We start from the raw sequence: 19,972 nt of genomic DNA on the forward strand, positions 1-19,972 counted from the left end.
AGGGGACAATGTGAGCGGAACAAATGACAATAACGGGCAGATGGAATATGGAGGACTGGACTGGTTTCGGATGGCGGCGGCGATCCTGATTATTGCAATTCATACTTCTCCGCTGGCTGGGATCAATGAAACTGCTGATTTTATTCTGACCCGGGTGATAGCCAGGGCAGCAGTCCCCTTTTTCTTCATGGTGACCGGCTTCTTTGTCCTGAAGGGCGGAACGGGCAGCCGGTTCAGGAAAACCGGTGTATTTCTGAAGAAAACCGGGCTTTTGTATCTTGGGGCCACACTCCTTTACATTCCGGTTTTAATTTATAACGGCTACTTCAAGGACGGTTCGCTTGTTGGAAAATTGCTGAGAGATCTGATTTTTGAAGGCATGTTCTATCATCTCTGGTATCTGCCGGCAGTTTTGACGGGAACAGTGATTCTTTTGCTTCTGCTCCGGTTCTTTCGGGAACGCACGGTTCTTATTATTACGGCGGTACTCTATGTGATCGGACTTTTTGGGGACAATTATTACGGTTTGATTGCGAACGTTCCAGGAGTAAACAGTGTTTACTCGGTGATATTTACCATATTTGGATATACCAGAAATGGACTGTTCTTTGCCCCGCTGTTCCTGCTTCTTGGCAGGATGGCAGCGAGAAGAAAGGAACGCATGCCTGTCAGAATATGGGCTCCGGGCCTTGGCATTTCCAGTGCATTGATGCTGACGGAAGGGCTGCTGATCCATTTCTTCGGCAATGCGCGGCATGACAGTATGTATGTTTTTCTGCCGGCGGTTATGTTCTTCTTATTTGAGGGGCTGTTAGCTGTAAGGGGAAGAGGACAGAGAGCATTCCGGAAAATTTCCATGCTGGTTTATATCCTGCACCCTATGTGCCTTATTTTGGTGAGAGGGGCTGCAAAGGTACTGCGGCTTCAGAAGCTTTTCGTCGATAACAGTTTAATTCTCTTCCTGTGTACCGTTGTACTGTCTGTTGGTATGAGCAGCGCACTATACTGGCTTTATGGATGGGTATCCAGGAAACGATTGGGGGAAGTGTGATGAAAGGTCGGGTTTGGACGGAACTGGATATGAATCATCTGAAACACAATGTGGAGTGGTTTCGGGAAAATTTATCATCTAACACAGAAATCATGGCGGTAGTTAAGGCCAATGCCTATGGGCACGGAGATGTTTCGATCGCCAGAGAACTGAACAGACAGGGAGTCAGAGCGTTTGCCGTGGCAACAGCAGGCGAGGGAGTCTGGCTGCGGGAAAATAAGGTGAAAGGAGATATCCTGGTGCTGGGATTTTCCTGCAGAGAGGAATTTGCAGACCTTTGCCGCTGCAATCTGATCCAGACGGTGATTGACGAGGAATATGCGGAAGAATTAAACAGTTTTGGCCGTGAGATAAGAGTTCACATCAAAATCGACACGGGAATGCACCGGCTCGGGGAGGACTATCAGAACCTGGACGGCATAAAGAAAATTTATGCATGCAGTAACCTGCGCGTAGAAGGGCTGTACACCCATCTGAGTGTTGCTGACAGCCAGGACCCGGGGGACATTGACTTCACAAGAGGGCAGATCAGGCATTTTCATGAGATCGTTCAGGAACTCAGAGAACAAGGCTATCCCACAGGGAAACTACATATTCAGAGCAGCTACGGCGTCTTAAATTATCCGGAATTAAAGTGTCATTATGCCAGAATCGGGATTGCGCTTTACGGCGTTTTAAGCAGCGGAAAAGATCACACCAGGCTGAAGGCGGAACTGGAACCGGTACTTTCCCTGCGGGCCAGGATAGCGGCTGTCCGGGAGGTTCGGCCGGGAGAATCGGTAGGCTATGGACGGGATTTTATTGCGCCTGACTGGATGCGGATAGCTGTGGTCACCATCGGATATGGGGATGGTTATCCAAGAAATCTATCCAATGGGAGAGGGCACGTACTTTTGCACGGAGAGCTTGTGCCTGTGATTGGACGGATCTGTATGGATCAGCTTATGATTGATGTGACCCATGTCACGGATGTGGCGGCCGGGGATGTGGTGACTCTGATCGGCCGGGATCATGGCAAAGAGATAAGGGCAGAGCAGGTGGCTGCATGGTCGGGTACTATCAGCAATGAAATCCTGTGCAGGCTGAATTACAGGGAAGAGTAGGAGAAGGAAAAAGGAATGAAGAAGGAAGAATGAAGAACGGAAGAAGGAAGAGGGAATGAAGAAGGAAGAATGAAGAACGGAAAGAAAAAAATAAACCGGGTTGTGTGGTCCGGTACTGTTACTCTTTATAACGTCTTTCATTATTCACTTTTCTTTATTCGCTATTTAACGTCATTGACGGCCTTGCATGCATCCCGTATAATTTAGATATTGATAGCGTCGGTAAGGGGTGTATTCTCTTGTCCGTTGACGCTGATGATGCAGAATACTATGCATCAGAAAATAAGAATCGACAAAGAAGGATGGGAAAATGGAGAAGAGAGAAGTTCTGACGATCGGGGCTGCCCTGGCGGACCTGCAGTTAAGGCCGATACCAAGAGATATTTTCGAAAAAGAAGTACATACGGTGGAGAGAGTGGCTCTGACGATCGGTGGAGACGCCATTAATGAGGCCGTGGTTATTACAAAACTAGGTCACCAGGTCACGCTGATGAGTATGGTGGGGGCTGATACGACCGGACAGTTTGTGCTGAATCACTGCCGGGAGAATGGAATTGATTACAGCGGAGTGAGGGTCCGGGAGGATATTGACACTTCCATCAATGTCGGCCTTTTATCGGAAGAAGGAGTAAGAAACTGTGTGTTCGGCCGCCAGAACAGTATGTGGGCACAGAGTATTGAGGATATTGATTTCAGTTTCTTTGACAAGGGCTACAAGATCCTGTCCTTTGCCAGTATTTATAATCATCCGCGTTTTGACGGGAAAACGCTGCAGACGTTATTTTCAAAGGCAAAGGCAAGCGGTATGCTCCTGTGCGTGGATATGGTAAGCAGAACAGATGATTCGGAAGAAAATTTCGAGGAAATGAAGAAGGCCCTGAGCTACGCGGACTACTTTTTCCCCAATTACGGCGAGGCCTGCGGTATGACAGGCAAGACAGAACCAGAGGAAATCGCAGATGTATTTTTAAGCTGGGGAATTAAAAACGTGATTATCAAAACGGGAGCCAAAGGATGCTTGATCAAAAATGCGGAGGAGATGCATATTGTCCCGTCCTACAGCAAAGCGGTCTGTATTGACGAGACGGGAGCCGGTGATAATTTTGCCTCCGGCTTTATCTGCGGACTGCTGGAAGGCAGAAGCTTCCTGGAATGTGCACAGTTCGGCTGTGCAGTTGCCTCTATAGCGGTAGAGTCAATCGGAGCCTCCACAGGAGTAAAGTCCAGAGAACAGGCGCAGAAGCGATATCAGGAGTATCTGGAACTGATTAAATAGAAAACTATGTTTCAAAAAGAAGCGGCAGGAAATCCTTATCGGACTTCCTGCCGCCTGGTATTTACTTATTCATAAAGAATTTCTCGAAGATACCATATCCGAACAGAAACAGAATAAGCGGAGGGATCACAAAGGTGACATAGTAACGTATCCATCCTGGCATCTTCATTCCCTTTCCGGTATTTACTTCGGCCATGTAGTTTTTCCAGCCCCAGCCATATTTGGTGACGCAGAACAATACATAGATCAAAGAACCTAGGGGCAGGAAAATATTACTGACGAAGAAGTCCTCCAGATCCAGCACGACTGAACCGGGGCCCAAAGGCTGGAAGGCGGACCAGAGATTAAAGCCCAGAATACAGGGAATGGAGGCAATAATAATTATTATTACATTTATTCCGGAAGATTTCTTTCGGCTCCAGCCCCAGAGATCCATACCGAAGGACATTATATTTTCAAATACTGCTATTACAGTGGAAAGTGCCGCAAAGGACATAAATACGAAGAACAGTGTGCCCCAGATCCTTCCGCCTGGCATAGCATTAAATACATTGGGCAGAGTAAGGAAGATAAGGGATGTACCGCTGTCGGGGTTAACACCGAAGGCAAAACAGGCCGGAAAAATAATCAGTCCGGCTACCAGGGCCACGAACGTATCCAGAATCGCTACATTTACGGACTCACCCAGGAGAGAACGGTCTTTGGCAAGATAGCTTCCGAAGATTGCCATGGAACCGATTCCAAGACTCAATGTGAAAAATGCCTGATTCATAGCGGCGACGATGATTTTGCCGATTCCAACCTGCCTGATCTGCTCTATATCAGGGATCAGATAGAATTTCAAGCCCTCCTGTCCTCCGGACAGAGTAATACTGTTGACAGCCAGAACGACCATGACAACCAGCAGGGCAACCATCATAATTTTAGTGATACGTTCCACACCCTTTTGCAGGCCGATGGAACAGATGCCAAACCCCAGCACAACTACCAGAACCATCCAGAAGAGCATCGTGCCTGGTTTTGCCATTAATTCAGAGAAGAGAGCCTTAACCTGTGCGGTATCGGCGCCTTCAAATCTTCCGGACGCCATGCCGAAGAAATAATAAAGCATCCAGCCGGCTATTACAGTATAGAACATCATGAGCAAATAGTTGCCGATCATTGCCACATAGCCATGTAAATGCCATTTGTGTCCGGGCTTTTCCAGGACTTTAAAGGATTTAACCACGCTTTTCCGGCTGGCTCGTCCCACGGAAAATTCCATTGTCATAACCGGAATTCCCATTACAAGGAGAAAGAAGATATAGATCAGTACAAAAGCTCCCCCTCCGTTCTGGCCTACCACATAGGGAAAACGCCAGACATTGCCGATTCCGATTGCGCAGCCTGCAGAAAGCAGCAGGAAACCCAGCCTGGAACCAAATTTTTCTCTTTCCATATCGAATCCTCTCTTTTTTATTCGTGTCAAAAATCCGGACAACAAAAACAGCCGAGCTGATACAGATCGGTTGCTTATAGGATGTGCGGATTCAGGTCATTCTATTAATGTATCTATTTTAGCGTCTGCAGCCCTAATCGGCTAATACGCTCCGGCACGATATAATACGACGCTATTATATCATGTTGACACTGAAAAAACCACTACTTATAATAAAAGAACGAAGGGAAGTTCTTGTTGCTGCTTCTCGATTTGAGTAATGAGTTCTTCAAATGTTCGGATGAATGATTTTAGAGGTGATAAGTTTCTTGCGGCAGGTTAACTGCTGTGAAAAGAATCACCAGAAAGGCGGCTGCTATGAAAGCACTGGGTATCGATATTGGGACTACAACCATCAGCAGTATTATACTGGATGGTGAGAACGGTGAAGTTTTGGGAAGCAGGACGGTTTTAAACGATTCGGCTGTACAGGGACAGGATTTTGAACGGTTGCTGAATCCGGAACTTATTTGGGAGAAGTCCTGTGAAGTGGTGGAGGATCTGATCCGTACCTGGGGTCCGGTAGACAGTATCGGAACCACTGGTCAGATGCATGGCATGCTGTATCTGGATGAAGAAGGAAACCCGGTGAGTCCTTTGTATACCTGGCAGGACGGCAGAGGTGATCTGCCATACCGGGACGGCAAAACCTATGCGGAGTATCTGGCTGATGTAACCGGAATCTGGATGGCCACCGGGTTCGGTCTGACGACTCATTTTTATAATATGGTAAATGGTCTGGTGCCGGAAAATGCGGTGAAGATGACCACGATCGGCGATTTTATCGGTATGAAGCTGTGCGGGGCCAAAGAGCCTTTTATCAGCGGCGGGAATGCGGCCAGCTGGGGCTGTTTTAATTTGGAGGAAGGCAGATTTTATACCGAAGAGCTTATAAGGGCTGGAGTTAATCCTGATCTGCTGCCGGAGGTTATCAACGACAGCCGGACGATTGGTAGTACTCCGGAGGGGGTCCCGGTCAGTGTTTCCCTTGGCGATAATCAGGCCGGCGTCATCGGGTGTGTGAAAGATCTGAAGTCATCTGTTTTAATTAACGTAGGGACCAGCGGACAGGTTTCGTTCGGTATGGACCGGTTTGTAAAATCAGCAGGGGATATTGAGCTGAGACCCTGCACCGATGGAATGTATTTTCTGGCAGGCTCCGCTCTGTGCGGCGGGAGGGCATACGCAATGCTGGAACAGTTTTTCCGTGATGTGGTCCGTATGGCCGGCGGCGATGCGGCCCCGTTGTATTCAGAAATGGCAAAGGAACTGACGAACCGGCCGCCCTATAAGGATAAACTGAAAATCACGACAAAATTCAGCGGGACAAGGAGCAACCCGGAGGATAGGGGCGCCATCGAGAATATCAGTCCCCTTAATTTTACTGTCAGCAATTTTATTCTGGGCATGATGGAGGGGATTGCCGGGGAATTGCATGATATGTATGATGAAATGTGCAGTTTAAAGGGAGAAGGCGGCACTTATTTAATCGGCGCAGGCAATGGACTGCGCAAAAATCCTATCCTGCGCAGCGTATTTGAAGAGATGTTCGGAATGAAAATGGAGATTCCCGCACATGTGGAGGAAGCGTCTTATGGAGCGGCGCTGTTCTCACTCAAAGCAGCGGGAAAATTTGATTCCCTGGAGGAAGCCCAGCAGATGATCCGTTACCAGTAAAATAAAAAGAATAAGGGGATAGGAATAAATGGAGAATAGTATGAAAAAAGTACGATTTGCTGTGATTGGCACGAACTTTATTACAGACCGGATATTGTTAAATTCCAGGCGCTGTACAGGCTTTGAATTAAAGGCAGTGTATTCCAGGACCGAAGAGCGGGCAAGGGAGTATGCGCAGAAAAACGGAGCGGAGCTGACGTTTACCAGCCTGGAAGAGCTGGCGGCATGCCGGGAGGTGGATGCGGTATATATCGGCAGCCCGAATTACTGCCATGCCAGCCAGGCAATCACGATGCTGAAGGGGAAAAAACATGTTTTATGTGAGAAACCCATCTGTGCGAACAGCAGAGAATTGGAAGAAATGTTTCAGGCAGCCGGAGATAATCATGTAGTGCTTCTTGAGGCCATGAGACCCTGGTACACGCCGGGCTTTCAGTATTTGAAAAGTATACTGCCGCAGATCGGGCCGGTCCGCCATGCAGTTCTGCAGTTCTGCCAGTATTCTTCGCGGTATGATAATTTTAAGAATGGAATTGTAGAGAATGCATTCAAACGGGAGTTGTGCAACGGCGCACTGATGGATGTGGGCTGCTATGCGGTGGGCGTTATGACAGGCTTGTTTGGCATGCCGGAGAAAGTTGCAGCCATGAGCCGTATTATCCCCGGTGGCATTGATGCCGAGGGTGCGTTTGTTGCCAAATATGATGAACTCCTGGCGGAAGTCATGTACTCTAAAGTATCAGACGGGAAAAACCCATGTGAATTACAGGGTGAACGGGCCAATGTATTATTTTCTCCAACCGGGTCTGTGGAACATATCAAGATTTTGTGGAGAGATGGACGGACGGAAGAACTGGAATTTCCGACTCCGGATTTTGCCATGTACTGTGAACTGCAGGAATTTATAGATATGTGCCGGGGAAAGGCATCACCGCAGGAGTATAATATTGCATCCCGCCAGACGATGGCAGTGATGGATGAAATCAGAAGACAGAGCCAATATCTGTTTCCGGCAGATCAATAATCCGAATGATAAGTATTTAATAATATGACGTAAATACAGCGGTTTTATACAAAATAAGCACTAAAGTTGGATTTTATCTGAAATTTGTGATATAATAATAATATAGTTATAACGTGTAGTTTGCTTGGCAGCGTAAGTCCGGTTGTAGCAGACTGCACGTTTTTTATCATGGAAGTAGATAAGACTCCCCCCTTCTATAGGAGGCGGGCTTACCCGCTTTGTTAGACCAGTTATTTAGACCAGGAAAGGAGAAGCCAAGATGTGCAAGGTGAATGATATCATACTTTATGGTTCCCGCGGAATCTGCGAAATTACCCAGATTGCAGAGCTGAACATGAGCGGAACTTCTCAAAATTATTATATTTTAAAACCTGTTGAAAATCGAGATTCTACTATTTATGTACCAGTTGACAATGAGGCGCTGAAAAGCAAAATGCGGCAGGTGCTTTCTGCGGACGAGATCCATAAGTTGATTCAGTCAATGCCGACGGAAGACTCCATCTGGATTGAAAATGAATCGGAACGTAAAGAAGTGTACCGGAAGATGATCGCCCGGGGTGATCGGACCGAATTGATTCAAATTATTAAAACACTTTACGTGCATCAGCAGGAGCAGAAAGAAAAGGGAAAGAAACTGCATGTATCGGATGAACAGTATTTAAAAGAAGCTGAAAAACTGCTGTACGATGAATTTGCATTGGTTTTAAATATGAGGGTGGATCAGGTCCTTCCCTTTATCATGGAGCAGATTGAACTGCAGGAGAAGGATTGAAAGTAATCGCATGACCCTGTATATTTTCATGACAGGCTGATAAAAAGAATGAATCTATAATAAAACAGGAGGCACAGCCCAAAAAGCTGTGCCTCCTGTTAGTTCGGATCATTTATTCCGCTGGCTGCAGTTCATATAAAAGCCATGCGGCAGGATAGTGTTTTTCCAGTTCTGCGTGTTCGATTTCCTTTTCTAAAGTCCGGACCTGATCTGAAAATCGGTCAAACCAGTCCTGACCGGTTTCAGCCGCATCAGTTTCCGGAACCGTCTCCCCGAAACCCGCTATAATATCCCGGCAGGCGAGAGCCATGATCTGTCCCCGGAGGTCCGTCTGGCCGCCTTTAAGAAATTCTGTAAAACAATAACGCAATGTATATTCGCCATAGTTGATTAAAGTATCATATGCCTCCGGCTGGCCCTTCACATATTCCGCCGGATCAGAGGCTGCAGACGGAAGAGAGGTGATTTGGTCAAGAAGCCTGGCGACGGCCTCGTCGATATTTCCCATCGCATTCAGCCTGACCAGTGCCTTTTGATAACACTCCTGCTGCTGACGCTCGGCATAATCAGAAGCGTCCAGTGCTTCAGCAGCGGCAGGTTGCGGGAATCTGGACCGAATGTCAGTAGCATAGTAGCTGCCGTCACGGGGCTGCCAGTATTCCGTCAGGATATACGCTCCCCCATCGTCTATGGTGAAGGTAAGTGCAAGGGGTACATAACTGCCGCCTTCTTCAGATAGGATGCCGCCGGAACTGCTGTAGGAATGGTACATGGACAGCAGATAAACGGTGATTTTATCCAGTTCGCTGCCGTCAGCGGGGCCGGCTCCTTCCGTAGCAAGTACAGCATGGCTCTCCACATGGATGAGACCGTCGTTTCTGTACCCGTCGTTATGTTCTAAGATTGCGGTAGATACAGCGATATCCAGCGGGTCCTGTCTGTGTTTTTCTATGAAATCATCCACATTATCGGTTCGGATATCAATTCGGTCTTCCAGATCTGTTCCGGCCGCTGTCTGTAAATAGATATACATGGGAGAATCGGAAGTGGAGCCGCCGCCAATCCAGAGTGAGTATAGAGAGTCTATTTCATAGACCCGGATATAAAGCCCGGACCCGGTCTCGATATACGAAAATCCGTCAAAGTCCTCCCAGGATAATGCTTCACCTTTTTCGGAAAGCGCTCTTACCTCATCCAGTGTCAGCAGGGGGCTTACGTGATCATCGCTTGGAGAATCTGCATCAGCCAGGTTCAAAGGGGGCAGATCCTGTTCTTTGGGATTTGTTAAAAAGCATACCCCTGCGGCAATACATGCAGTTACCGACAGAATAATGATCCAGAATGTCGGTTTCCTGTAATTGAGGACAGATTTAATCCGTCCCTTTACACCTGTCTCGCCGAACGCCAGCGGGCAGGCACAAATCGTCTTTCGGGAAATACTTAAGGCAAGGAGGGCATTTGAATATTCCTTTTTGTCAGCCATCGGCATTTCTTTCACTACACGTTCATCACAGGCCAGTTCAATATCCCGGCAGAGTAAAATATAGGCCGCCCAGATCAGAGGATTGAACCAGTAGATAGTCAGAAGCAGGAAGCCGAGGGGCTTCCACCAGTGGTCATGCCGTTTTAAATGAGCAGTCTCGTGAGCTATGACAGAAGCTGCCTGCACATCATCCATCTGGGACGGCAGATAAATACGGGGTTTTAGCACACCCAGAATAAATGGGGTCTGTATGTTGTCACTGATCCAGATCGTATCGCGAAGGCACATGGATGCGCTTACCTGTCTGCGCAGACGGATGTAGCTGACGGCTGCATAAATAAGCAGTGCAGCTATGCCTGAGATCCATATAATGGAAGCAATGAAACTTAAGATCTGCAGCGGATTTGATCCGGCAGCCGGATCAGGAGCAAAGGCGGAGGAGATAACTGGGTTAATAATTCGGTTAATGGTACTGATACCGCTGTTAATTGCAGGAGATTGGGAATGAACGATATCAGGACTGACTGTCCCTGCACTGGGTATCAGACTCAGCGGACTTTCGACAGAAAACGGACAGACTAAACGGACCGCGACCAGTCCCCAGAGGATGCATCGAATCATCTTCGGAGCCCTTTTCAGCAATACGCGAAGCAGCATGACCGCCAGGATGAGCCAGCCCGCTGTAATGCTCATGTTCAATAGTTTTAGAAATATAGACTCCATAGTTACACCTCCCCGGCTGAGTCGATCATGTGCCGTATCTCTTCGATTTCCTCCTGTGTCAGGGCTTTCCTTTTCGTAAAGGCGGCAATAAACGCCGGAAGAGAACCATCGAAAGCCTGTTCAACCAGCTTCTCTCCCTGTATGCCATAAAATTCGTCTCTGGTAAGAAGGGAGGAAACGACACCATCCCTGTTTTGAAAAATTCCCCGTTCACAGAGTTTCTTGAGTACGGTATAGGTCGTCGTTCTCTTCCAGCAAAGCTCTCTTTCACACAGAATGGCCAGCTGTCCGGAAGATATCGGTTCATTATTCCAGATTATATCCGCAAAATGGGATTCAACAACTGCAAGCTTCAAATCAGACATATGTAGTATCCCCTTTCTGTCTATTGCTGATAGACTACCTTTAGTCTATCGGAAATAGACAGAAATGTCAATGAGATTTCACAATCGGGATGAAACAAACGACGACATGTTTCGCGAGCCGTCTTATTGTAAAAAAATCCCCTGCCTGATCTATCTTAGGCAAGGGATTTTGAACCATGTATGTTGTAGTATCAGTCTTCAAAGACGGGCTCTGCAATGTACAGATCCAGGTGATCATTTTCCTGTGTACAGTTCATAAAGGTCTCCAGAATCTCATCGCCGAAATCTTCCAGACTTTCGAGCATTTCTTTCTGACGGAGAAATATGACTTCCATGGGCTGTTCAATGCTCATAAGCATGTCTTCCAGTTCTTCCAGTGTTTTCCCACATGAGGGAGGAAATGCCATCTGGGAGGCGATATGCCGCAGGGTACTTTTCTCATTGGTCATTCTTCTGCCGTCTAAAATTATTTGTTTCATTTATCTGACTCCTTTATCTGACTCCTTTATTTTGCAATATAATCCGTTAAAAAGCGAAGTATTTCAGGGGTTTTGGGGGGACAGCCGGGAACGGAATCGGCGAAATCCCTGGTGCAGCTGCCTACTCCGGGACAAGCTTCTGATTTACCCTTAAAGCCCTGGCCGATGCAGACCGGTGTTTTTTGGAGATACCGCAGTTTGCCGGCATCGTCTAAGCGGGCGAGCGCCTGAATCAGATTGGCATAGCAAGCCGAACAGGCATCATCCTGTCTGGCGTACCGGGCGAGCTGCTGCACCTTCCGGGAGGCTGCTGGCTTAACAGGGGTTGTATCTTTGTTTAATTCGGTGATGGCAGCGTGGTCCAGATCCTTACTGCCCACGCCGATCTCTGCAGCGATCTGGATATAACGGATATCATCCGGTGAATAGCCCATGGAAGAAGCAATATAACTGTCGATAAGAACCGGATCAATTCCACAGAAAACCCGGTTCATCTGCACCGGATTGCCGCCCTCTTCAAAGTCCAGATCACCGCACATGCCATCGCCGATGATAAAATCTGCACACAGAATTTTGTTCAGATAGGCGATGGGCTTGTGCAGCCCCAGAGTATGAAAATGACGTTTTTCGCGGTCGGAAATGATACCCTTCATATTTTTTAACGCGCCGGTGACTATGGTCTGACAATGTCCTTTCAGGACTGGCATATTGATCAGATAGTCCACTTCCAGGGCTTTCCGGCTGATTTCCATTGTCAGGCCGCCGTAAGATCTGGATTCATATTTATCTGATTTGGTATCGAACAGGGGTACATTATATTTTTTGGACAGAGCGTCATAACCGCATACTTTAAAGGCTCTTGTTGTGCTGTCACCCACCCAGGAACCTTCCAGAATAAGAAGATTATGGTATCCATGTTCCTGGAGATATTCGATCGTACCTGCCAGAATGGCGGGCGTAGTGGTAGCGCCGGAGGAAGCAGGCTTGGCCACCACCAGATTCGGCTTCAAACCGATGAGGCTTTTTTTATCCGGAAGGCGGCCGGCCAGCCCGGCTGCATCTAAAATATCTTTCGTCATTTTTGCCGGATCGTTTCCATAAGTTACAATAATTTGATTTGTATCCATACTATTCTCCATTCCCTTTCACTGGTTGGCGTATATCCCTGCTGTTACCTCTATTCTAAAAACAGGGGAGGCATTTGTCAACGCCGGGAAAAGGGCAAAAATCAGATTCATCACGGTATCACAGCAAAAAGGGAGACGGCATCAAGATCATGTCGTCTCCTTGAAAACTCAGCCATCCTCTTCCTGATATTCCAAAATATCCCCCGGCTGGCAGTGTAACACTTCGCATATAGCGGAAAGGGTGGAAAACCGAAGCGCTGTCACACGGTTATTCTTAATTTTAGACAGATTGACATTAGAAATACCAACCTGTTCCGCCAGATCATTTAACGAAATTTTTCGTTCTACCATCATACGATCCAGACGCAGAACAATTTTTCCCATAGTGTAACCTCCTTATACAAGCCCGTCTACGTCAGATTGAAGCTGTGATCCATATGCAAAAACCTGTGAAAGACAGAGAATGAGAATCCCTGTAATAAAGCTCTCCAGTGCGACACTGGCCTGTGCTGCATCCACACCGAGCACCAGACGGGAGATGATGCTCATAATAAGTCCGACGACCGGAACAGATATATAGAAAATACCAATCTCTCTAACCATGCGGGTGATATCGTGCTGAAAGGGGGTATCTCCCTTTGCAAACCAGGTTTTTCCCCTTGCAGTGCAAAAAATCAGATATACGTTGCGGAATACCATAGCCATGAGTGATAAGATAAAAACCGCGCTTATGGAATACAGCGTAACGGCTTTCAGATTCAGCACGCCGTTTGCATCGGAGAGCAGCAATTCAAATCCATAGATGGTAATTTCACCGTTCGACTCCGCAAGACCTTTCACAAGAATCGAATAAATCCTGTCTTTTAACGAGGCGGGAAGCACCAGCAGGCAGATTGAGGCCGCAGCCCCGACCCAATGCAATACTTCCAGAAATTTTGATACGATTAATGCATAACTATTTAATTTTTTCATTTTAAACCCAATACCTTTCCTGAATTGGTTCTCTGCATAGAAAGCAGCCAATTCATTAAACAGCGAATACTCCTCCTGATTCATCAAATTTGTCATGACCATCTTTGATGATCTTATCATAAGGCTTAATATATCGTTTGTCAACATATATTTAACGTTTTTCGATAAATAATTATCGAAACAAGATAATATGTGAGAGGCGTGAGTTAGTGCCGGCGCACTGAAGTATGGACGCTGTACCCATTCGCAGTCTAGTGTACTCGTTTTATGAATGCTGCCAGATCGTCCGTAAGACATAACTCGACCTCAAAGTAAACTTTTAGTCGAGTTATGTCTTACGAATGTGTCCGGCTTGCGGCTTTTTAACGTTCTAATTTGGAATATGCCGCATAAAATTATACAGTAACGATTTAGCCAGGCAGTCTGCACAGCAGGCTGACGGTTGCAAGTAATAGAGGAGAAATACTTGTTTCCGTTGGGGAAAAAAGAGAGGAGCACACAAAGAATGAAAGATAAAGTATTTGATAATAATCAAGTAAGCATTGCAGGAGAGGTGGTAAGTGAATTTACATACAGCCACAATATTTTCGGAGAAGGTTTTTATACGGTGGATATCATGGTAAGCAGGCTCAGCAATTCCTATGATAAGATACCGCTGATGGTTTCCGAACGGCTGATGGATGTGACGGAGAGCTACGTTGGAAAAAAAGTTGAAGTGGCAGGCCAGTTCCGGTCTTACAACCGTCATGAGGAGAACCGCAATCGTCTGGTTCTGTCTGTATTTGCAAGAGAGATCACAATTGTGGACGACGATTATGAAAGCCCTAAGCCCAATTATGTTTATCTGGACGGCTATATCTGCAAAAAACCAATCTACCGGAAAACACCTTTGGGAAGAGAGATTGCAGATTTGCTGCTGGCTGTAAACCGGTCATATGGAAAATCCGATTATATTCCATGTATTTGCTGGGGGAGAAACGCCAGATTCGCAGAGAATTTTGAAGTTGGAGGAGAACTGCAGATCTGGGGAAGAATCCAGAGCAGAGAATATCAGAAAAAGATCAGTGAAACTGAATTTGAAAGAAGAGTCGCCTATGAAGTTTCTGTAAGCAAGCTGGAATATGCAAAACAGGAGTGAGGCGGATTTATATAAATGCCCGGCAGCAACAGCCTTTTTTGGAGGGATGCAGGGGCAAACGACAAAAAAAGATAGAATTTTCTTCCATAATATGATAGAATACAAAACGATAAAGCTGTTGTACTGTTCAGGCGATGGGTCGTCTGCGGGTTCGCTGCCTTTCGGGCTGCGGAACGGGAAAGGCATGGGAATAAAATGGAAAAACGGATTGTGCAGGTTTACTTTGGCACCGGAAAGGGGAAAACCACAGCGGCAATCGGACAATGCATCCGCGCCATCAGTATGGATGAGCAGGTCATTGTTATACAGTTCCTGAAGGGAAAAGACAGGGAGGACCTCCGTTGTCTGGATCAGTTTGAAGAAAATATAAAAGTAGTACGGTTTGAAAAGTTCGTCGGTAATTTCCGGGATCTTTCTCCCAGGGAGCAGGAGGAGGAGAAGATCAATCTGCAGAATGGTTTTAACTATGCCAAAAAGGTTGTGGAGATTGGAGAATGTGATCTTTTGATCCTGGATGAAATTCTGGGCCTGATTGACCTGGGTATCGTTAAAACAGAGGATGTGATCCATCTTCTTGAGACCGGAAGGGAATCCTGCAACATGGTTCTGACCGGCCAGAATCTGCCGGAGGATCTTCTTACATACGTTGATATTGCATCCCGGCTGGAGTCGGTTAAGGATTCTGAAAAAGGGAAATTATAGACGATAAAGATTTAGCGGCAAAAATAGTATAGAAATTCATGGCAGCCTTTTGCGGGCTGCCATTTCTGCGTTGATTTCCATTGGTTTTGTGCAGGAGGAAAAAGCAGGTAAAATTAGGATTGACAAAGAAAACAGAGGGTGCTAATATACTGATATTGGTAGAGGCGCATTTTTTATCAGTAATCTCTTTGATGTGTGCAGACACAGGCGAGATGAGATGAAAGGAAAAGATGCCGAAGGAGGAGTTTTCTGCAGAGCGTATCCTGGGCATACAGTTAAGAGCTGTGTGACTGTCATCAAGTTAGATGGAGTGCTACCTAAAGAATGTCTTTGTGATGCAGTTTTATGCATTGTTCTTTAGGAGCCGGCTAAGCAGTCGGCTTTTTTTAATACATAGGAAAGTTTGGAGAACTTTCCTAATGTAATAAAAAACCCTCCGGGGGATTGCACTGCGGCGGAACGGAATCGTGTTGCCAGAGCAACCCGCCGCAGGCAGAGAATCCCGCTTGCGGGATTCTGTGTTATTTCAATAGGAATCAATTTCCTATCTCCGGAAGAAAGATCTGGCTTGAATTCCCTACTGATTAAAAGTACAATAACAATCAGAGAATTTAGGAGGACAAAATTATGGCTATTTTTACAGGTGCAGGCGTTGCGATTATTACGCCGATGATGGCAAATGGAGATGTGGATTTCCCGATGCTGGAGAAGTTCATAGACTTTCAGATTGAAAACGGAACAGATTGTATCGTTATTACAGGTACGACGGGCGAGGCTTCTACCTTAACCCATGAGGAGCATATCGAGACGATCCGCTGTGCGGTGGATGCTGCGAAGAAGAGGGTGCCGGTTGTAGCGGGAACAGGCTCTAACTGTACGGAGACAGCTATTTATTTATCCAAAGAAGCAGAAAGGGTGGGTGCCGACGGCGTACTGCTGGTATCCCCATATTACAATAAAGCAACACAGCGCGGTCTGTATGAGCACTTTGCGGATACGGCCCATGCGATCAATATTCCGGTTATTCTTTATAACATTCAGGGCAGAACCGGAGTGAATATTGCTCCGTCAACAGTAGCTTCTCTCGTTAAAGACGTTGACAATATTGTCGGTATCAAGGAAGCCAGCGGAGATATCTCCCAGATCGCGGATATTATGCAGCTGACAGACGGTCAGATTGACCTGTATTCCGGTAATGACGATCAGGTTGTACCGTTAATGTCACTGGGCGGCAAGGGCGTTATTTCTGTATTGTCCAATATTGCTCCGAGAGAGACGCACGATATGGTTCAGAAATTCCTGGATGGAGACGTAAAGGGAAGCCTGGAACTGCAGATGAAGTATTTACCGCTGATCCATGCGCTGTTCAGCGAAGTGAATCCTATCCCGGTGAAAAAGGCAGTCAGCCTGATCGGATACTGCCAGGGAGCAGTGAGAAAGCCGCTGACCGTAATGGAAGAGGCTCACGCAGCTGTATTGATGGATGAGATGAAAAAGGTGGGTCTGATCTAAGCGGAACATGAAAAATTAAAGAGGAAGAGTGAAGAGGAAAGCATACATAAATAAGGATATATTCCCTATTTCCTTTTCACTCTTTTTTGAAAAGGGAGGTTTTCAGATGATTAGGGTAATTATGCATGGCTGCAATGGAAAGATGGGGCAGGTTATCACCGGACTGATCGCAGGGGAGGATTCCATGGAAATCGTGGCAGGAATCGATCCTTATGACGGAATTGCCAATGACTATCCGGTTTTCAAATCCTGTGCGGACTGTACTGTGGATGCGGATGTAATAATTGACTTCTCTAGTGCGGCAGCGATCGACAGCCTGCTGGATTATATAGAAGAAAAAAAGATGCCGGTTGTCCTGTGTACGACCGGGCTTTCAAAGGAGCAGATCGAACGGGTAGAGAATGTAAGCCGGAACGCGGCGGTATTAAGGTCTGCCAATATGTCGCTTGGCATTAATCTCCTGCTGAAACTGGTACAGAATGCGGCTAAAGTCCTCTATGCGGATGGCTTCGATATCGAGATCGTGGAACGTCATCATAATCAGAAGGTGGATGCCCCGTCCGGTACGGCAATGGCTCTGGCGGATTCCATCAATGAGGCGCTGAACCATGAACTTAACTATGTCTATGACCGGTCCCAGGTCAGACAGAAAAGAGAGAGAAACGATCTGGGGATATCCGCGGTCCGCGGCGGCACAATTGTAGGGGATCACGATGTGATCTTTGCCGGCACAGATGAAGTGGTGGAGATTAAACACACGGCATACTCGAAAGCTGTGTTTGCAAAGGGTGCGGTGGCAGCAGCACGTTTTCTCGCAGGAAAACCGGCAGGCCATTATCAGATGTCGGATGTGATCCAGCTGTAGTGGAACAGGCTGGATAAAAAAGGATGTCTTGTTGAAGTCGTACTTTTTTTATGATATACTTTTAAATACAGACGAAGTGCTATCAGGCCGTCAGTCGTGGGATTGGCGGCCTGGTTTGCAATAGGTAGATTATTCTGATAAAAAGGGTTCTGGAAAGGAGACAGGTTATGAAAAAAATTGGTTTTATCGGTGTTGGTGTAATGGGTAAGTCCATGGTACGTAATTTGATGAAACATGGATATGAGGTTTCCATTTATACCAGAACAAAGAGCAAAGTGGAAGATGTGATCGGGGAAGGCGCTGTATGGTGTGACACTGTAAAAGAGTGTGCTTCCGGCCAGGACGCGGTTATTACTATCGTAGGTTTCCCAAAAGATGTGGAAGAGGTTTACTTTGGGGCTGACGGCATTATTGAAAATATTCCATCCGGAAGTTATGTGATTGATATGACTACTACCAGTCCAAAACTGGCGGTTCGTATATATAATGAGGCGAAGGAAAAAGGCGTTAAGGCTCTTGATGCGCCTGTTTCCGGCGGAGACATCGGTGCGCAGAAGGGGACTCTGGCTATTATGGTCGGCGGCGATAAAGAAGATTTTGACGCATGTATGCCGCTGTTTGAGGCTATGGGTACCAACATCGTGTATGAGGGCGGCTGTGGCTGCGGACAGCATACCAAGATGGCAAATCAGATCGCTCTGGCCGGTTCCCTGATCGGAGCGGCTGAGGCAATCGCCTATGCAAGAGGCGTTGGTCTGGATGTTGAGACAATGTTAAATACAATCGGTGCGGGTGCAGCCGGCAGCTGGCAACTGGTTAATAACGGTCCGAAGATGATGGTAGGCGACTATAAACCTGGCTTCTTCATTAATCACTATATCAAAGATATGAAGATCGCCGCGGAAGAAGCAGATGCTGCGGACGTATCGCTTCCTGTATTAAACGAAGTGCTGGATATGTTTAAGAAATTAGAGGACGAGGGCCTTGGAAAAGAAGGAACTCAGGCTATCATTAAATCTTATGAGAAATAAGTAATGTTACCGGATATGGCGCCGGGCGGCAGGGGGGATTCCTTCACGCCCGGCGTTTGTTATCGTATAGGAAATTCATCATGGAAGTAGATAAGACGCCCACCTCAATAGGTGGTGAGTAAATAACAAATTCGTCTTGGTGGAAGCCCAGTCTCCTTCCAAGATAAAGCCTCCGGCGGATTGCGGAGCCGCACAGATTATTATGTCATGCAAAGCATGACGTGCGGCTCGCAGCAAGTACGCCGAGGCGTACTTGAAGGGAGTTTCCTACAGAACAAAGCGAGGAACTGAATTTATGAGAACACTGTATGTTTCCGATCTGGACGGCACACTGCTGGGAGAAAATGCCGTGCTGTCTGAATTTACCAGAAACACCATCAATGAGCTGGTTGATCAGGGGTTATTATTTACCTATGCCACGGCCAGATCTCACAAAACGGCTTCCCAGGTGCTGGAGGGGCTGCGCTGCTCTGCCCCTGCGATCACCCACAATGGAGGATTTTTAACAGATCCCGGGACCGGGATGATTTATGATGTGGTCACGTTTGAACCAGAGGATGTAAGAAGGGCCGAAGATGTGTTCCGCTTCCATAACGCAGTCCCGGTAGTGTATTCTCTGTTTGGAGAGAAGAAGCTGCCTGGCTTTATCCCGGAGAAGCTGTCCTGGTACCAGGGACGGGAAACGGGAGGGCTGAACCGGTTTCTGAAGATGCATGAGAACGATCCCCGGCTGAATCCGGTGCACAGTGAGGAAGAGCTTTTTGAGGGGATTCCATTTTACTATAATCTGATCGACAGTAAAGAGAAGCTGGAGGAGATCAGCCGGCATTTTGATGACCCGTCCAAATATTTCTATACTCTGCAGCAGGAGATTTACAGCCCCTGTGATTACTGGCTGGAGATCATGCCCGCCAACGCTACAAAGGCGATGGGGCTGAAACGGCTCAGAAAGGAATTCCACTTTGACCGGGTCGTCTGTTTTGGCGATGCGCTCAATGATGTAAGTATGTTTCAGACGGCGGATGAGGCTTACGCAATGGAAAACGGGGCAGAGATACTTAAGAAGACAGCTGCAGCTGTAATCGGTTCCAATCTGGAAGACGGTGTGGCAAAATGGCTGCTTGAAAACGGACAAATTGTTCCCGGCGGAACTTTATAAATAACGAAAATGAATTATATTTCTTAAATTACAAGG

Annotated in this window: 19 protein-coding genes and 1 riboswitch; of the genes, 12 read left to right on the forward strand and 7 right to left on the reverse strand. The window is 46.9% G+C overall.

Going from position 1 to position 19,972, the window contains the following annotated elements; all coding sequences use genetic code 11:
• Positions 1-10 precede the first annotated feature (10 nt).
• The 3 genes from ABCW47_RS01650 (at position 11) to ABCW47_RS01660 (ending at position 3,430) form a co-directional block, all read left to right on the forward strand.
• Complete coding sequence (locus ABCW47_RS01650; RefSeq protein ID WP_343208122.1) at positions 11-1,051, forward strand: acyltransferase family protein; 1,041 nt, start codon at positions 11-13, stop codon at positions 1,049-1,051.
• Positions 1,051-2,154, forward strand: coding sequence for a serine racemase VanT catalytic subunit (vanT, locus tag ABCW47_RS01655; RefSeq protein WP_343208123.1), 1,104 nt, complete (start codon positions 1,051-1,053; stop codon positions 2,152-2,154). The genes ABCW47_RS01650 and vanT overlap by 1 nt, the downstream gene beginning before the upstream one ends.
• 310 nt (positions 2,155-2,464) lie before the next feature.
• Positions 2,465-3,430: a carbohydrate kinase family protein gene (locus ABCW47_RS01660; RefSeq protein ID WP_343208124.1), complete on the forward strand. Its 966-nt coding sequence runs from the start codon at positions 2,465-2,467 to the stop codon at positions 3,428-3,430.
• 61 nt (positions 3,431-3,491) lie between these two features.
• On the opposite strand, the gene ABCW47_RS01665 is transcribed toward ABCW47_RS01660, so the two are convergent.
• Positions 3,492-4,868: a sodium-dependent transporter gene (locus tag ABCW47_RS01665; RefSeq protein WP_343208125.1), complete on the reverse strand. Its 1,377-nt coding sequence runs from the start codon at positions 4,866-4,868 to the stop codon at positions 3,492-3,494.
• Positions 4,869-5,195: 327 nt separating this feature from the next.
• On the opposite strand from ABCW47_RS01665, the gene ABCW47_RS01670 reads away from it, so the two are divergent.
• The 3 genes from ABCW47_RS01670 (at position 5,196) to ABCW47_RS01680 (ending at position 8,380) form a co-directional block, all read left to right on the forward strand.
• Entirely contained in the window at positions 5,196-6,584 is a 1,389-nt protein-coding gene (locus tag ABCW47_RS01670; RefSeq protein ID WP_343208126.1) for a sedoheptulokinase, read from the forward strand.
• Positions 6,585-6,624: 40 nt separating this feature from the next.
• On the forward strand, positions 6,625-7,608 hold the full coding sequence (locus ABCW47_RS01675; RefSeq protein WP_343208127.1) for a Gfo/Idh/MocA family protein: 984 nt from the start codon (positions 6,625-6,627) through the stop codon (positions 7,606-7,608).
• A gap of 259 nt (positions 7,609-7,867) precedes the next feature.
• On the forward strand, positions 7,868-8,380 hold the full coding sequence (locus tag ABCW47_RS01680; protein ID WP_343208128.1) for a CarD family transcriptional regulator: 513 nt from the start codon (positions 7,868-7,870) through the stop codon (positions 8,378-8,380).
• A 112-nt stretch (positions 8,381-8,492) separates the two neighbouring features.
• On the opposite strand, the gene ABCW47_RS01685 is transcribed toward ABCW47_RS01680, so the two are convergent.
• The 6 genes from ABCW47_RS01685 to ABCW47_RS01710 form a co-directional block, all read right to left on the reverse strand.
• Positions 8,493-10,586, reverse strand: a complete 2,094-nt coding sequence (locus ABCW47_RS01685) for a M56 family metallopeptidase (protein ID WP_343208129.1) — start codon at positions 10,584-10,586, stop codon at positions 8,493-8,495.
• A gap of 2 nt (positions 10,587-10,588) precedes the next feature.
• Positions 10,589-10,951: a BlaI/MecI/CopY family transcriptional regulator gene (locus ABCW47_RS01690; protein ID WP_343208130.1), complete on the reverse strand. Its 363-nt coding sequence runs from the start codon at positions 10,949-10,951 to the stop codon at positions 10,589-10,591.
• A 191-nt stretch (positions 10,952-11,142) separates the two neighbouring features.
• Positions 11,143-11,430 carry a barstar family protein gene (locus tag ABCW47_RS01695; RefSeq protein WP_343208131.1) on the reverse strand — a complete coding sequence of 96 codons (288 nt, stop codon included), beginning with the start codon at positions 11,428-11,430 and terminating at the stop codon, positions 11,143-11,145.
• Between the two features lie 26 nt (positions 11,431-11,456).
• Positions 11,457-12,557 (reverse strand): DUF362 domain-containing protein, encoded by a 1,101-nt coding sequence (locus tag ABCW47_RS01700; protein ID WP_343208132.1) that lies wholly within the window; start codon positions 12,555-12,557, stop codon positions 11,457-11,459.
• A 168-nt stretch (positions 12,558-12,725) separates the two neighbouring features.
• Positions 12,726-12,941: a helix-turn-helix domain-containing protein gene (locus ABCW47_RS01705; protein WP_343208133.1), complete on the reverse strand. Its 216-nt coding sequence runs from the start codon at positions 12,939-12,941 to the stop codon at positions 12,726-12,728.
• 12 nt (positions 12,942-12,953) lie between these two features.
• Positions 12,954-13,631 (reverse strand): hypothetical protein, encoded by a 678-nt coding sequence (locus ABCW47_RS01710; protein ID WP_343208134.1) that lies wholly within the window; start codon positions 13,629-13,631, stop codon positions 12,954-12,956.
• Positions 13,632-14,034: 403 nt separating this feature from the next.
• Between ABCW47_RS01710 and ABCW47_RS01715 the strand changes: the two genes are divergently transcribed.
• From ABCW47_RS01715 to ABCW47_RS01740, 6 genes are all read left to right on the forward strand, one after another.
• On the forward strand, positions 14,035-14,667 hold the full coding sequence (locus ABCW47_RS01715) for a single-stranded DNA-binding protein (protein ID WP_343208135.1): 633 nt from the start codon (positions 14,035-14,037) through the stop codon (positions 14,665-14,667).
• Between the two features lie 195 nt (positions 14,668-14,862).
• Positions 14,863-15,369, forward strand: coding sequence for a cob(I)yrinic acid a,c-diamide adenosyltransferase (locus ABCW47_RS01720; RefSeq protein WP_343208136.1), 507 nt, complete (start codon positions 14,863-14,865; stop codon positions 15,367-15,369).
• A gap of 151 nt (positions 15,370-15,520) precedes the next feature.
• Positions 15,521-15,693: riboswitch (Lysine riboswitch) on the forward strand.
• Positions 15,694-15,996: 303 nt separating this feature from the next.
• A complete protein-coding gene (gene dapA / locus ABCW47_RS01725; protein ID WP_343208137.1) occupies positions 15,997-16,881 on the forward strand; it encodes a 4-hydroxy-tetrahydrodipicolinate synthase in 885 nt (294 codons plus the stop codon).
• Positions 16,882-16,987: 106 nt separating this feature from the next.
• Positions 16,988-17,746 carry a 4-hydroxy-tetrahydrodipicolinate reductase gene (gene dapB / locus ABCW47_RS01730; RefSeq protein ID WP_343208138.1) on the forward strand — a complete coding sequence of 253 codons (759 nt, stop codon included), beginning with the start codon at positions 16,988-16,990 and terminating at the stop codon, positions 17,744-17,746.
• A gap of 167 nt (positions 17,747-17,913) precedes the next feature.
• Positions 17,914-18,777 carry an NAD(P)-dependent oxidoreductase gene (locus ABCW47_RS01735; RefSeq protein WP_343208139.1) on the forward strand — a complete coding sequence of 288 codons (864 nt, stop codon included), beginning with the start codon at positions 17,914-17,916 and terminating at the stop codon, positions 18,775-18,777.
• A gap of 295 nt (positions 18,778-19,072) precedes the next feature.
• Complete coding sequence (locus ABCW47_RS01740) at positions 19,073-19,936, forward strand: HAD family hydrolase (RefSeq protein WP_343208140.1); 864 nt, start codon at positions 19,073-19,075, stop codon at positions 19,934-19,936.
• Positions 19,937-19,972: the final 36 nt, after the last annotated feature.

The organism is Anaerolentibacter hominis (assembly GCF_032380675.1).
Taxonomy (GTDB): domain Bacteria; phylum Bacillota; class Clostridia; order Lachnospirales; family Lachnospiraceae; genus Anaerolentibacter; species Anaerolentibacter hominis.

Bases quoted from the DNA above. Each gene is read 5' to 3' on its own strand.
- ABCW47_RS01705 (WP_343208133.1), bottom strand. From the start codon at position 12,941: ATGGGAAAAATTGTTCTGCGTCTGGATCGTATGATGGTAGAACGAAAA.
- ABCW47_RS01740 (WP_343208140.1), top strand. From the start codon at position 19,073: ATGAGAACACTGTATGTTTCCGATCTGGACGGCACACTGCTGGGAGAA.
- ABCW47_RS01710 (WP_343208134.1), bottom strand. From the start codon at position 13,631: ATGGTCATGACAAATTTGATGAATCAGGAGGAGTATTCGCTGTTTAAT.
- vanT (WP_343208123.1), top strand. From the start codon at position 1,051: ATGAAAGGTCGGGTTTGGACGGAACTGGATATGAATCATCTGAAACAC.
- ABCW47_RS01675 (WP_343208127.1), top strand. From the start codon at position 6,625: ATGAAAAAAGTACGATTTGCTGTGATTGGCACGAACTTTATTACAGAC.
- ABCW47_RS01690 (WP_343208130.1), bottom strand. From the start codon at position 10,951: ATGTCTGATTTGAAGCTTGCAGTTGTTGAATCCCATTTTGCGGATATA.
- ABCW47_RS01665 (WP_343208125.1), bottom strand. From the start codon at position 4,868: ATGGAAAGAGAAAAATTTGGTTCCAGGCTGGGTTTCCTGCTGCTTTCT.
- ABCW47_RS01720 (WP_343208136.1), top strand. From the start codon at position 14,863: ATGGAAAAACGGATTGTGCAGGTTTACTTTGGCACCGGAAAGGGGAAA.
- dapA (WP_343208137.1), top strand. From the start codon at position 15,997: ATGGCTATTTTTACAGGTGCAGGCGTTGCGATTATTACGCCGATGATG.
- ABCW47_RS01680 (WP_343208128.1), top strand. From the start codon at position 7,868: ATGTGCAAGGTGAATGATATCATACTTTATGGTTCCCGCGGAATCTGC.
- ABCW47_RS01700 (WP_343208132.1), bottom strand. From the start codon at position 12,557: ATGGATACAAATCAAATTATTGTAACTTATGGAAACGATCCGGCAAAA.
- ABCW47_RS01660 (WP_343208124.1), top strand. From the start codon at position 2,465: ATGGAGAAGAGAGAAGTTCTGACGATCGGGGCTGCCCTGGCGGACCTG.
- ABCW47_RS01715 (WP_343208135.1), top strand. From the start codon at position 14,035: ATGAAAGATAAAGTATTTGATAATAATCAAGTAAGCATTGCAGGAGAG.
- ABCW47_RS01735 (WP_343208139.1), top strand. From the start codon at position 17,914: ATGAAAAAAATTGGTTTTATCGGTGTTGGTGTAATGGGTAAGTCCATG.
- ABCW47_RS01685 (WP_343208129.1), bottom strand. From the start codon at position 10,586: ATGGAGTCTATATTTCTAAAACTATTGAACATGAGCATTACAGCGGGC.
- ABCW47_RS01695 (WP_343208131.1), bottom strand. From the start codon at position 11,430: ATGAAACAAATAATTTTAGACGGCAGAAGAATGACCAATGAGAAAAGT.
- dapB (WP_343208138.1), top strand. From the start codon at position 16,988: ATGATTAGGGTAATTATGCATGGCTGCAATGGAAAGATGGGGCAGGTT.